This window comes from Apilactobacillus timberlakei, assembly GCF_002993965.1.
Taxonomy (GTDB): domain Bacteria; phylum Bacillota; class Bacilli; order Lactobacillales; family Lactobacillaceae; genus Apilactobacillus; species Apilactobacillus timberlakei.
This window is the reverse complement of the sequence record NZ_POST01000002.1, coordinates 296,483-308,452: the sequence shown is the minus strand read 5'-3', so window position 1 is coordinate 308,452 and position 11,970 is coordinate 296,483. Positions and strand designations below refer to the sequence as shown.

The following is an 11,970-nucleotide window of genomic DNA, read 5'->3' as shown; positions in this document are numbered from 1 at the left end:
TAAGGAGAATTTCAATGAAATTAAGAGGTAAACAAAAGCGTTATTTGAGATCACAAGCTAATCGTATGAAGCCTTTATTTTCTGTGGGGAAAAATGGACTAAATGAAATCTGGTTAGATCAAATTTTCGATGCATTACAAAGAAGAGAGTTAATTAAAATTAATATTCAACAAAATGCTGATGAAAGTGTATCAGATGTAAAATCATTTATTGAAGAAAATAGTGATGTATCTGTAGTTCAAACTATTGGAAAAACACTATTATTATTTATGCCGGCAAGTAAAGAAAAATTTCAAAATTATTCTGTAGAAGTTAAAAATATTTAAAGAGCTGTTTAAGATGCGCAAAAAGAAAATTGGTATTTTGGGTGGGACATTTAATCCCATTCATAATGGACACTTATTTATTGCTGAACAAGTTAGAACTAAATTGAATTTGGACAAAGTTTTATTTATGCCTGATTATATTCCTCCCCATATTGATCAAAAGTCTGCAATTAGTTCTGTTGATAGGGTTAATATGGTTAATTTGGCAATCAAAGATAATCATAATTTTGGTATTTTGATGGATGAAATTGATAGAAAAGGTAAGAGCTATACTTATGATACAATGAATGCATTGTTGCGTAATAATCCAAATAGTGATTATTATTTTATTATTGGTGGTGACATGGTTCATTATTTGCCTAAATGGTATAAAATTGATGAATTAACTAAAATAATAAAATTTGTTGGTATTCAAAGAGGAAAATACGATAATAATTCAAAATATAGTATTATTAAATTGAATGTTCATAAGCTTGATATTTCTTCAACACTTATTCGTAATAGTATTAAAGACGGACAATCTGTACGTTATTTGATTCCAGATGAGGTTTTACAATATATAAAGGAGCATCATATTTATGAATGAAGTCGAATTAGAATATAAAGAAAATATTGTTCCATATAGCAGAAAAGAATTGATTAATAAATTAAAATCAGCTCTAAAGCAATCTAGATTTGAACATGTTTTAAGAGTTGAACAAATGGCTATTAAGTTAGCTAAATTAAATGATTTTGATGAAGAAATGGCTAGCATTGGAGGATTAGTTCACGATTATGCTAAACAAAGGCCTGATGAAGACTTTATTGCTGCTATTAAAAAATATCATTTGAATGAAAATTTATTAAATTATGGTAATGCAATTTGGCATGGAGCAGTAGGATATTTGTTTGTGCAAAATGAATTGAAAATTTCCAATGTGGAAATTCTTAATGCTGTAAAATATCACACAACAGGTTCTAAATATATGTCTACTTTATCTCAAATCGTTTATATGGCAGATTATCTTGAAATGGGTCGTGAATTCCCAGGTGTTGATGAAGCCAGAAAAATTACATTTAATAATTTACAAGATGGTGTTGCATATCAAACTAAACATACACTTGAATATTTAATTTCTAATAATAAATCAGTTTATCCGAAAACTATTGATACTTATAATCAATGGGTTGTTAATTCAAAAATAAAGTAATAAGGAGCAATTTATAAATGAGTAGTAAAGATACTTTAGAAGTAGTAGTAAAAGCTGCAGATAGTAAACGAGCAAATAATATTGTTGCTTTAAATGTACATGAAGTTAGTTTAATGTCAGATTATTTTGTGATTATGGATGCAACTTCAAATCGTCAAGTAAAATCAATTGCTGATGAAATTGTAGACCAAGCGGAAGCAGCAAATGTTGAAGTGCAACAAGTAGAAGGTAAAGATACTGCAAAATGGATTTTGGTTGATTTAGGGGATGTAATTGTTCATGTATTTCAAAGTGATGAAAGAGAATATTACAATCTAGAAAAGTTATGGTCAGATGCACCATCAGTAAAAATTGATCAATGGGTAAAATAATATGATTTATCAAGAATTTGCAGAATTATATGATGAATTATTTGATCCAACCATGTATGACAAGTGGTTGGATTTTGTTGAACATAACGCTAATGCAGATGATGATATTTTAGACGTTGCTTGTGGTACAGGTAGACTAATTTCTTTATTGAGAAACAAAAAATATAATGTTAGTGGACTTGATATGTCTTCGGATATGTTAACAATTGCTGATGATAATTTAAGAAGAAAAAATCAGACTGCCAATTTAATTCAAGGCGATATGTTAGATTTATCTTCTTTTCCCAATTATGAAGTAATTACATGTTTTGATGATTCTCTATGTTATTTAAAAAACTTACAAGAGTTAGAAATCGCTTTTGAAAATGCATATAATCACCTTAACAATAAAGGAAAATATTTATTTGATGTAATCACCCCTTATCAGACTGATAAGATTTATCCAGGATATATGTATAATTTTCATGACGAAACTAGGGCTTTTATGTGGACAACTTATATTGGGGATGAAGAGCATTCTGTTGATCATGATTTATCATTTTTTAACTACAATGAAGAATTAGATGCTTATGATGAATTTAGTGAGTTGCATCATGAACGTACTTATAATCTAGAAGATTATATTTCATCATTAGACACAGTTGGTTTTTCTAAAGTAAATGTTTTTAGTGATTTTGGAAAAAATAAAATAGACGAAAATACTACTAGATGGTTTTTTATTTGTGAGAAGTGATAATATGTTAAATGCAGTTGGAATAATTAGTGAATATAATCCTTTCCATAATGGACATTTATACCAAATAAAAAAAGCCAAGGAACTTACCCATGCCGATTTATGTATTGTAGTTATGAGTGGAAATTGGGTTCAAAGAGGCCAGCCAGCTTCTTTTGATAAATGGAATCGTGCTAAAATGGCACTAGAAAATGATGTTGATTTGGTTGTAGAGTTACCATTTCAATATTCTGTTCAGCCAGCAAGCATATTTGCTAAAGCTGCGGTCAATATATTAGGTGCTTTGCAATGTAAATGGTTATCATTTGGCAGTGAAAGTCCAGAAATGAATTTTTCTAAATTAGCTACTGTTAATTTAGAAAATCCTGAATATTTTAAAAATTATGAGGAAAACTATACTTCAGCAATTCAACAATTAATTGCCGAAAAAACTGGTTTTTTTATAAACAAACCGAATGATATTTTAGCATTTAATTATGCTTTATATAATAGACAGCTATCTATACCTATGGAATTAATTCCTGTTAAACGAAAGATTAGTAATCATAATGATGTTGAAATAATTGCTTCTAATTTAAATATTTCTAGTGCAACATCTATTAGAAAAAACATTAACAATTTTTCTAAAATTTATAATGTAGTCCCTAAATCTACCTTGGAAATCATTGAGGATAATCAATACATTGATTGGAATATTTTTTGGAAATATTTAAAATACAAAATATTAACCAACTCTGTTAATGAATTAAGAAGCATTTATCAAATGACAGAGGGCTTAGAGTATAGATTCAAAAAAAATATTGAAGTATCTAATACCTTTGATGAATTTTTAAATAATTTAAAGACCAAAAGATATACATTTGCTAGACTAAGACGACTTTGTGTATATGTTTTAATGAACTTTAAATCTATTGATTTTGAAAATTCCTCTGAGTATATTCGTATATTAGGTTTTAATAATTTAGGAAGAAAATATCTTAAACAAATAAAGAAAAACACTGATATGATGATTATTTCAAAGCCTAGCAAAGATTTGCTAGAAAAAGAGCTTAAGTTTGACTACTTATCTGGTAATATATATAGTATTGAAAGTAAAAAGAATGAAGATTTATATAAAGTACCGTTAATATTTTAGTAATTTTAGGTATCAAGGAAAACACCTTGACAAACTATCTTATTACTATGTATAATTAACGTCGTTGCATTAGGAGGTAAACCTATGAAATGGGTATTAAGAGAATTATCAGATTACAAGAATAAACCACTTTATGTTAGTGAAAAGATGGATTTATCTCAAGATATTATGGAAAGATATAGTAAATATGTCATTTCTGCTAATGATAAATTTAGTGTGGATGCTTATGTATTCTATGACAATGGTAATGCCATTGTTAATGCTCATGTTCGTGGTAATATCGTAGTGCCTTCATCAAGATCTTTGAACCCAGTTGAGCTTCCTTTAAACTTTAAAATAGATGAAGTTTATGTGGATACAAGAGCTCAACTGAGGAAATATGAAGAAGAAGATGAAGCTGCATTTTTATTAGATGATGATGGTGTTATTGATTTTGATAAATCAGTTGCAGACAACGTTATCTTACAAATTCCAATGCATATTCTGTCGCCTGATGAAAAGAATGGTAGTGAAATGCCTAAGGGTAATGATTGGGAAGTTATTTCTGAAGAAGAATATGACAATCAAAAGACAGATAATAAAAAAGTAGATCCACGTCTTGCTAAGCTAAAAAATCTATTTAACGATAGTGATAATTAATTGGTAAGACTTAAAATTTTTCACTAGTGGATATTTTATTTTAAAGAGTAAGGGGGGTCTTTGCATTGGCTGTACCAAAGAGAAAAACTTCAAAAGCTAAAAAGGGTATGCGTCGTGGCCACATTAAGTTGGCTAACCCAGGTTTGAGTGCTTGTCCAAACTGTGGTGAATTACGTAAACCTCATATGGTTTGTCCTAGTTGTGGATACTATGATGGAAAACAAGTTGTTAAAACTAACGACTAATATTTTTTAAAGATATCAGATCACCATGGAATCTGATATCTTTTTTTATTTTCTAAAATAAAAAGAGTCCTTTTCTGGTGTGACTTACAAAAGTTAGATATTTATATTAAATTAAATGATTCTTTATGGAATGATTTCGATATTCAATCGGAGTCATTCCTTTTGTTTTTAATGAAATTCTTTGATTGTTAAAAAATTTTAAATAATCTTTAGTTAACTTCGTTAACATTTTGATATTTTTAATTTCAAAGTTATTAAGATATTCTCTTTTAAGGCCTTATAAATTAATTGTTGATTAGGAGAAGAACTAACCTGTATTGATAAAATTTCTTTGGTTCCTTCATTAATAACTGCAGAGATACAACCATTAGTATAATTTTTCAATTTAAGTTGAGTATTTTGTCATAGAAAAAAACCGCCTTACAAAAGTTGGGCATTTAAAACTAACTTTTGTAGGCGGTTCATTTCCTTAATTTGAAAAGGAGTGTTTTTAATTATTTAGTGAAATCTACAACCATTCTACCAACAATTTTATTATTCTTCATATCATCAATAACTTGATTAATATCTTCTAATTTACATGTTTGAACAATTGGTTTTACTTTTCCTTCACTACCAAATTGGAAAGTTTCCGTTAAATCTTGTCTAGTTCCGACAAGTGAACCAGCAACTTGAATTCCATCAAGAACAGTTTTATCAATATTTAAGGCCATATCTCCTTTAGGCAATGCAACTGCAACTAATTTACCATCAGGTCTTAGAGCGTTGATAGCAGTGGTAAATGCATCTTTGTTAACTGCAGTAACAACTGAGCTATGAACTCCACCAACTTTTTCTTGAATAGTTTTTGATACGTCTGAATCATGACGATTAATTAATAATTCAGCACCATTTTCTTTTGCTGCTTGTAATTTCTTTTCATTTCCATCAACAGCAACTACATGTGCATTAAACACATTATGAGCAAATTGAATTGCTAAATTACCTAAGCCTCCAGCACCAACAACTTCACTCCATTGACCTGGTCTTAAATTACCAACTTTAAGAGCTTTATATGTTGTAACACCAGCACAAGTTAATGATGTTGCTTCAACTGGATCTAAATCTTCTGGCACTTTAACAGCATAATCAGCATCAACAATCACTTGTTCTGCCATTGCACCATCAACAGTAAAACCAGCATTTTCAACATTACGACATAAAGTTTCACGTCCAGTTAAACAATATTCACAGTGTCCGCATCCTTTAAAGAACCAAGCAATTGATACACGATCACCAATTTTTAAATTAGTTACGTCATCGGCAACTTGTGATACTCTACCAACACCTTCATGACCAATAATTCTACCGGGTTGTTCACCAAAATCTCCAGAAGCAACATGTAAATCTGTATGACAAAGTCCACAGTATTCAACATCAACTAAAGCTTCACCATTTTTGATTGGTCTTAAGTTTACATCCTTAATATCTACATATCCATCTGAATTGTTTCTAACTACAGCAGCTTTCATAAAAAGTACCTCTATTCATTAATTTTAAACATTAAGAATTATAAATAAATTTACAACTATAATCAATAACATTTATTAATTAAATAATAAACCTTACAGATTATAATATTCATATATATAAATTAAAATTTTATAAAATAAAATGTTCATAGTTGTTATGCAGCTATTATTGAACATTTTATTGTGATAGAATGTATTAGTATATTACAATTTTAAAAAGTATTTAGGGGTGTACTCGTATGAGTCGAATCTTAATAGTAGAAGACGAAAAAAGTTTATCTAGATTTGTTGAACTAGAACTTAAACATGAAGGTTATGAAACCAAGGTAGCAGTTAATGGTAGAGACGGATTAGATGATGCCATTAATGAAGACTTTGACATTATATTACTTGATTTAATGTTACCTAAACTAAATGGTATGGAAGTAGCCAGAAGATTGAGAGAAAAGAAGAATACTCCGATTATTATTATGACTGCTAGAGATTCAGTTATTGATAGAGTTTCTGGATTTGATCATGGTGCTGATGATTATATCGTAAAGCCATTTGCTATTGAAGAATTATTAGCTCGTGTTCGTGCTTTATTGCGTCGTATTAATATTGAAGGCGATGAAAAAACTGAAAATCAAAAAGTCGTTCATTTTAAAGATATTACGGTTGAAAAAGAAAGTCGAATTGTAAAACGTGGCGAAGACATCATAGATTTGACTAAACGTGAATATGAACTTTTATTAACATTAATGGAAAATGTGAACGTGGTGTTAGCTAGAGATGTATTACTTAATCAAGTATGGGGATATGATTCTAACGCTGAAACCAATGTAGTTGATGTATATGTTAGATACTTAAGAAATAAAATTGATCGTAGTGATCAAAAAAGTTATATTCAAACTGTTAGAGGTACTGGGTATGTGATGAGATCATGATTGTAAAAAAAGACGATAAAGTTGATAATGTGAATGGCAAAAATAAATGGATATCTCTTAAATGGAAATGGTCTATTGGTTCTGCCATCATAATTTTCTTAATTTTATCTATTTTTTCTTTCTTAATCTATAATAGATTTTCTGATGTTTTATTAAATCAAGAATCAGTGCATACTAGTGAAACTTTAAGTGCTTTATCTGGAAAACTGACAGGATTTAATTATAACCTTTCAGAAAAAGAAGTTATAAGCATACTTAGTCCTCGTAATGAAAATATTAATAAATCTAAGAACGAAGATGGAGTTCATTCAAATTCTTTATTTAGTAGTATTTCCAGAGATGACATAATAGTTAATGTTTTTGATAAAGATGCTAATCCTATCTTTTTTTCTAAACAAACCGAAAAGAAATTTATGAAGATTGGTCATATAAATAGTAGAATTGATAAAAATAGTATTTATAATAACAATTATTCATTAATTGAAGAAGCGCCAATCTATTCTAAAAAGACTGGTAATAAGATAGGTTACTTAAGGGTTATCAATAATTTAGTTGATTATCACATTTATACTAAAAAATTAATGATAATATTAATCGTAATATTGTTATTAGGTGTGTTTTTTGCTTCATTATTATCATATGTGTTAGCTGCATATATGTTAAGGCCGATTAAAATGATTTCTGATACGATAAGTAGTGTAAACGATTCACCAGAGACAAATGTTAGGGTGCCTAAGCTTAATCAAAATGATGAGTTAACTGATCTGGGAAATATTTTTAATGATATGCTTGATACTATGCAACGTTATATCGATCAACAACAACAATTTGTTGAAGATGTTTCTCATGAATTGAGAACTCCAGTTGCCGTTATTCAAGGGCATTTAAAAATGTTATCTAGATGGGGTAAAGATGATCCTGAAATTTTAGATGAATCTATTCAATCTTCAATTGACGAAATTAATCGTATGAAAAGTTTGGTTCAAGAAATGCTTGATCTATCAAGAGCTGAACAAGTCGAAATCAATTATAATAACAAATTAACTGATGTTCAGGATATTGTTCATCAAGAATTTAATGATTTTAAAATGATTCATCCAGATTATACTTTTAACTTAGATGATGATATTGATAAGGAAACTATTATTCAAATTTATCGTAACCATTTAGAACAAATTCTTATTATTTTATTGGATAATGCAGTTAAATATTCAAAAGATCGTAAAGAAGTCCACATTTCATTGTCTAGAAAATACCGTTATGTTGATATTGCTGTTCAAGATTTTGGTGAGGGGATTAGTCAAGATAGTGTTAATAAAATTTTTAATCGCTTTTATCGTGTTGACAAGGCCAGAAGCCGTAATCAAGGTGGCAATGGTTTAGGCTTATCTATCGCTAAAAGATTGGTAGAAGCTTATCATGGAAAAATTTCTGTAGAAAGTTCTGCTGGATACGGTTCAGTATTTACAATTTCATTTCCTTTGTTGAGTAAAGAAAAAATTGAACATATTAAAAAATTAGATTATAAAGAAGAATAATTTAAAATAAAAGGACTATTACTAATATTAGTAATAGTCCTTTTATTTTATAATTAATGTTTATTATTTTGTTTTCCAGAATTTCGCTTTCTCAAGTCAGTATCTTTTTTGCTTTCAATAGCCCTTTCTTGAGAATCATCCTTTACAGATGTTGAATCTTCTTCTGTAATATCGTGAATTTCTTGTTCTTCTTGATTGGCCTGTTCTTTAGCTTGTGCAGCCACTTCTTTTTTTATTTTTGGACGATATAAGTTAATGATTAGCGTTTGAATACATGCAAATATACCACTTACAAAGAAGTAAAATCCTAGTCCTGCAGGAGCACTAAAAGTAATTAATGCAATCATAACAGGAGTTATATATGACATCATTTTCATTTGTTTCTTTTGATCTTCAGGTAAACCTAATGTCATTAGATATCCTTGAATAATATAAGCAACAAATGAAAGGGCAACTAAGATTAAACTTTTATCTCCTAATTTAATACCTAAAAACATTGTATGTGATACTTCTGGGGAAAAACGAATACCATTATATAATGCAATATAAATTGGCATTTGAATTATTAATGGTAAGCATCCAATTCCACCAGTCATACTAATATTATTATTTCTATACAGTTGCATCATTTCTTGTTGAATTTGCATCTGTTCTTCTTTAGTCTTGGCATTTCTTTGACGTTCTTGGATCTTTTTCATTTGTGGTCTAACAAAACTCATTTTCTCTTGCATCATAGTAGACTTTTTCATCTGACTGATCATAGCAGGTAATAAAACCATTCTAACAATTATTGTTAAAAGAATAATTGCCCATCCATATCCACCAACAAATTTTGCCATAAAATCCAAAATGTGTTGAGCAGGTAATGCTAAATACTCATATGTTAGTCCATATGGTTTACCAGACCCATCTTGTCTAACACAGCCAGTTAATGTTAATGCTGCAAGACCAACAAATGAAAGAACACTATATTTCTTTAAATTCTTCATTTATAAAAACCTTTCCTAACTTTTTTCACTTACTAATAATACCAGAAATGTGTTACTAAATTAAATTTTAATTGAAAAAGTTTTATATTCTTTATAATTCAATAAAGTGTAATCTATATTTCTTATTTTAATAAAGGGATTATTTAATGATTTTATACCATTTATAAAATTGTTTACATTTTTAATATTAGCCACAATTTTTACTGATCCATCTGAAAGGTTTTGTACATAGCCTTTGATGTTAATTTTATCTGCCCAAGTTTTTATTGACCATCTAAAACTAACACCTTGAACGTTTCCATTTATTATAAATTTAATTGTTTGTTTCATAAATTATTACCTCACTTTTTGCAATCATTTATATATTATTATAGTATTGTGATAAAATAATATGAATAAGTTACTATATCAAAAGGGGTTAATCCTTACTATGGAAAAAATAATTTCTGTTAAAAATGACAGAATAAAAGCTTGGAAAAAATTAAGTAATAAAAAGGGCAGAGAAAAACAATCTGCTTATCTTCTTGAAAGTTGGCATTTAGTAAATGAAGCATTAAATGCTAATCAAGATATAAAAGTAATATTAACAACGGCAAAGCAACTTACTCTTCATCAAAATGAACTATCATACTATAATAGTGAGTTAATAGAAATTAATGATGAAGTAGCTAAGTATTTAGGATCCACTATCACCCCACAAGGAATTTTTGCGATTGTAGGGCTTCCTAGTAAAGAAGATATTAATGAAAATAATATTAATGGATCCTGGTTATTGTTGGACAATATACAAGATCCAGGTAATATTGGAACAATGGTTAGAACGGCAGATGCTGCTGGTATGAGCGGGGTTATTTTTGGTAAGGGTACATCTAGTCAATTTAATCCTAAAGTTTTAAGATCTATGCAAGGAAGTCAATTTCATTTAAAAATAATTGAAGGTAATTTACTATATTGGATAGATATATTAAAAGATAAAAACTATCAAGTTTATGGTAGTGAACTAAACGAAGACGCTTTTATTTACAATGAAATTGTTCCCAGTGAGAATTTTGCATTAATCATGGGAAATGAAGGAAATGGTATGCAAGATGATCTACTTAAAATAACAGATAAAAATTTATATATTCCTATTAAGGGAAACGCAGAATCATTAAATGTCGCTATTGCATCTGGCATATTAATGTTTCATTTAAAAAAATAATTTTAAATAAGGAGATACTTTGCATGAATACAAAATCATGGAAAAACGATAAAGTTTATATGTCTTATGTTTCTGACTTATTGAATTCATCAATGGTAAAAGAGCTGTCTAATTATACTCAGCATCATTCATCTACTAGACTAAAGCATTGTATTGATGTTTCTTATGAAAGTTATCAAATCGCAAAAAACTTTAATTTAGATGCTAAGTCAACTGCTAGGGCCGGGTTGTTACATGATTTATTTTATTATGATTGGAGAACCGATAAATTTCATTTAGGTTCACATGCATATATGCATCCTAGAATTGCTTTACGTAATGCTGAAAAGATAACTAACTTAAATGCTAAGGAAAAAGATATTATTATTAAGCATATGTGGGGACTTACGTTAAGTAAACCTAAGTATGCTGAAAGTGTTATTGTTTCTTTAGTTGATGATTACGATGCTGTTAGAGAATATTTTGCACCTAAATATAGGAACATTAAGCAAATATTTAGTACTAAAAGTTTGTAAGGGGTAATAATATTGGAATCAAGTAAAGAATTACAGTCAGAACTTGACTGTAATCTATGTCCAAAATTTGAAAAAACTTTTTCCATTCTAGGTAAAAAATGGAATGGCTTAATTATAGAAACATTATTAGTGAATGGTCCTCAAAGATTTAAGACAATTGCTAAAACTATTGATAAATGTAGTGATCGTGTTTTAGTTGAAAGACTTAGAGAACTAGAAAAAGATAATATTGTATCTAGAAACACTTTTAAGGATTCATCGTTAATTCAGTATGAATTAACGAAAAGGGGTAAAGAATTAGAACCTATTATGTATGAAATCCATAAATGGTCAGATAAGTGGTATAAATTATAAAACTTATCTTGACCGGAGTTTTAAATTGCATTATTATTTTAGATAAGAGTGACGAAGAAAAAGTAGTAGACTAATATTAACAGGAAGATTGTGTATACTGAGATCAATCAATAGATTAGTTGAATTCATTTTCTGAGCTGATATTGGGAGTTATTAATAACAAAAATTATCCGGTTAATTGCCGTTATGAAGATTGAGTGTATGAATTTATTCTGATATTTTCATAAACTAGGGTGGTACCGCGAAGCTTCGTCCCTTATGGGATGGAGCTTTTTTTATGTATGAAGGGAGAAATTT

Annotated in this window: 16 protein-coding genes, 1 pseudogene and 1 other annotated feature; of the genes and pseudogenes, 13 read left to right on the top strand and 4 right to left on the bottom strand. The window is 28.8% G+C overall.

Annotation, left to right across the window (positions count from 1 at the left end; all coding sequences use genetic code 11):
- Positions 1 to 14: 14 nt before the first annotated feature.
- The 8 genes from yhbY (at position 15) to rpmF (ending at position 4,639) form a co-directional block, all read left to right on the top strand.
- Entirely contained in the window at positions 15 to 326 is a 312-nt protein-coding gene (gene yhbY, locus C7N71_RS03520) for a ribosome assembly RNA-binding protein YhbY (RefSeq protein WP_105987770.1), read from the top strand.
- Positions 327 to 339: 13 nt separating this feature from the next.
- Positions 340 to 912, top strand: a complete 573-nt coding sequence (locus C7N71_RS03515) for a nicotinate-nucleotide adenylyltransferase (protein WP_105987769.1) — start codon at positions 340 to 342, stop codon at positions 910 to 912.
- A complete protein-coding gene (gene yqeK / locus C7N71_RS03510) occupies positions 905 to 1,516 on the top strand; it encodes a bis(5'-nucleosyl)-tetraphosphatase (symmetrical) YqeK (protein ID WP_105987768.1) in 612 nt (203 codons plus the stop codon). The genes C7N71_RS03515 and yqeK overlap by 8 nt, the downstream gene beginning before the upstream one ends.
- A gap of 17 nt (positions 1,517 to 1,533) precedes the next feature.
- On the top strand, positions 1,534 to 1,887 hold the full coding sequence (gene rsfS / locus C7N71_RS03505) for a ribosome silencing factor (protein ID WP_105987767.1): 354 nt from the start codon (positions 1,534 to 1,536) through the stop codon (positions 1,885 to 1,887).
- A 1-nt stretch (position 1,888) separates the two neighbouring features.
- Positions 1,889 to 2,620 carry a class I SAM-dependent DNA methyltransferase gene (locus C7N71_RS03500; RefSeq protein ID WP_105987766.1) on the top strand — a complete coding sequence of 244 codons (732 nt, stop codon included), beginning with the start codon at positions 1,889 to 1,891 and terminating at the stop codon, positions 2,618 to 2,620.
- A gap of 4 nt (positions 2,621 to 2,624) precedes the next feature.
- Complete coding sequence (locus tag C7N71_RS03495) at positions 2,625 to 3,755, top strand: nucleotidyltransferase (protein ID WP_105987765.1); 1,131 nt, start codon at positions 2,625 to 2,627, stop codon at positions 3,753 to 3,755.
- Positions 3,756 to 3,839: 84 nt separating this feature from the next.
- Complete coding sequence (locus C7N71_RS03490) at positions 3,840 to 4,394, top strand: DUF177 domain-containing protein (protein ID WP_105987764.1); 555 nt, start codon at positions 3,840 to 3,842, stop codon at positions 4,392 to 4,394.
- A 65-nt stretch (positions 4,395 to 4,459) separates the two neighbouring features.
- The gene (gene rpmF, locus C7N71_RS03485; RefSeq protein WP_105955939.1) at positions 4,460 to 4,639 is read left to right on the top strand and encodes a 50S ribosomal protein L32; all 180 of its coding nucleotides are present in this window, start codon (positions 4,460 to 4,462) and stop codon (positions 4,637 to 4,639) included.
- A gap of 106 nt (positions 4,640 to 4,745) precedes the next feature.
- Here the strand turns inward: rpmF and C7N71_RS08315 are convergent.
- Positions 4,746 to 4,901 (bottom strand): annotated as a pseudogene (locus C7N71_RS08315) (IS3 family transposase); the annotation flags it as partial.
- A gap of 232 nt (positions 4,902 to 5,133) precedes the next feature.
- Positions 5,134 to 6,150: an alcohol dehydrogenase AdhP gene (gene adhP / locus C7N71_RS03475; RefSeq protein WP_105964509.1), complete on the bottom strand. Its 1,017-nt coding sequence runs from the start codon at positions 6,148 to 6,150 to the stop codon at positions 5,134 to 5,136.
- Between the two features lie 239 nt (positions 6,151 to 6,389).
- On the opposite strand from adhP, the gene C7N71_RS03470 reads away from it, so the two are divergent.
- Positions 6,390 to 7,076 (top strand): response regulator transcription factor, encoded by a 687-nt coding sequence (locus C7N71_RS03470; RefSeq protein WP_105964510.1) that lies wholly within the window; start codon positions 6,390 to 6,392, stop codon positions 7,074 to 7,076.
- The gene (locus C7N71_RS03465; protein WP_105987762.1) at positions 7,073 to 8,614 is read left to right on the top strand and encodes a HAMP domain-containing histidine kinase; all 1,542 of its coding nucleotides are present in this window, start codon (positions 7,073 to 7,075) and stop codon (positions 8,612 to 8,614) included. The genes C7N71_RS03470 and C7N71_RS03465 overlap by 4 nt, the downstream gene beginning before the upstream one ends.
- A 53-nt stretch (positions 8,615 to 8,667) precedes the next feature.
- On the opposite strand, the gene yidC is transcribed toward C7N71_RS03465, so the two are convergent.
- Complete coding sequence (yidC, locus tag C7N71_RS03460) at positions 8,668 to 9,603, bottom strand: membrane protein insertase YidC (protein WP_105987761.1); 936 nt, start codon at positions 9,601 to 9,603, stop codon at positions 8,668 to 8,670.
- Positions 9,604 to 9,663: 60 nt separating this feature from the next.
- A complete protein-coding gene (locus C7N71_RS03455; RefSeq protein WP_105987760.1) occupies positions 9,664 to 9,933 on the bottom strand; it encodes an acylphosphatase in 270 nt (89 codons plus the stop codon).
- A 100-nt stretch (positions 9,934 to 10,033) separates the two neighbouring features.
- On the opposite strand from C7N71_RS03455, the gene C7N71_RS03450 reads away from it, so the two are divergent.
- The 3 genes from C7N71_RS03450 to C7N71_RS03440 are packed head-to-tail and all read left to right on the top strand — an operon-like array spanning position 10,034 to position 11,673.
- Entirely contained in the window at positions 10,034 to 10,804 is a 771-nt protein-coding gene (locus C7N71_RS03450; protein ID WP_105987759.1) for a TrmH family RNA methyltransferase, read from the top strand.
- Between the two features lie 23 nt (positions 10,805 to 10,827).
- Entirely contained in the window at positions 10,828 to 11,319 is a 492-nt protein-coding gene (locus C7N71_RS03445; protein WP_105987758.1) for an HD domain-containing protein, read from the top strand.
- Between the two features lie 12 nt (positions 11,320 to 11,331).
- Positions 11,332 to 11,673 carry a winged helix-turn-helix transcriptional regulator gene (locus C7N71_RS03440; protein WP_105964516.1) on the top strand — a complete coding sequence of 114 codons (342 nt, stop codon included), beginning with the start codon at positions 11,332 to 11,334 and terminating at the stop codon, positions 11,671 to 11,673.
- A gap of 42 nt (positions 11,674 to 11,715) precedes the next feature.
- Positions 11,716 to 11,933, top strand: a binding site (T-box leader).
- Positions 11,934 to 11,970 lie beyond the last annotated feature (37 nt).

What these genes read in the sequence shown, in the direction of transcription:
- rsfS (WP_105987767.1), top strand. Translation starts at nt 1,534, where the DNA reads ATGAGTAGTAAAGATACTTTAGAAGTAGTAGTAAAAGCTGCAGATAGT.
- C7N71_RS03455 (WP_105987760.1), bottom strand. Translation starts at nt 9,933, where the DNA reads ATGAAACAAACAATTAAATTTATAATAAATGGAAACGTTCAAGGTGTT.
- C7N71_RS03500 (WP_105987766.1), top strand. Translation starts at nt 1,889, where the DNA reads ATGATTTATCAAGAATTTGCAGAATTATATGATGAATTATTTGATCCA.
- C7N71_RS03465 (WP_105987762.1), top strand. Translation starts at nt 7,073, where the DNA reads ATGATTGTAAAAAAAGACGATAAAGTTGATAATGTGAATGGCAAAAAT.
- C7N71_RS03515 (WP_105987769.1), top strand. Translation starts at nt 340, where the DNA reads ATGCGCAAAAAGAAAATTGGTATTTTGGGTGGGACATTTAATCCCATT.
- yhbY (WP_105987770.1), top strand. Translation starts at nt 15, where the DNA reads ATGAAATTAAGAGGTAAACAAAAGCGTTATTTGAGATCACAAGCTAAT.
- yidC (WP_105987761.1), bottom strand. Translation starts at nt 9,603, where the DNA reads ATGAAGAATTTAAAGAAATATAGTGTTCTTTCATTTGTTGGTCTTGCA.
- C7N71_RS03495 (WP_105987765.1), top strand. Translation starts at nt 2,625, where the DNA reads ATGTTAAATGCAGTTGGAATAATTAGTGAATATAATCCTTTCCATAAT.
- C7N71_RS03470 (WP_105964510.1), top strand. Translation starts at nt 6,390, where the DNA reads ATGAGTCGAATCTTAATAGTAGAAGACGAAAAAAGTTTATCTAGATTT.
- yqeK (WP_105987768.1), top strand. Translation starts at nt 905, where the DNA reads ATGAATGAAGTCGAATTAGAATATAAAGAAAATATTGTTCCATATAGC.
- C7N71_RS03445 (WP_105987758.1), top strand. Translation starts at nt 10,828, where the DNA reads ATGAATACAAAATCATGGAAAAACGATAAAGTTTATATGTCTTATGTT.
- adhP (WP_105964509.1), bottom strand. Translation starts at nt 6,150, where the DNA reads ATGAAAGCTGCTGTAGTTAGAAACAATTCAGATGGATATGTAGATATT.
- C7N71_RS03490 (WP_105987764.1), top strand. Translation starts at nt 3,840, where the DNA reads ATGAAATGGGTATTAAGAGAATTATCAGATTACAAGAATAAACCACTT.
- C7N71_RS03450 (WP_105987759.1), top strand. Translation starts at nt 10,034, where the DNA reads ATGGAAAAAATAATTTCTGTTAAAAATGACAGAATAAAAGCTTGGAAA.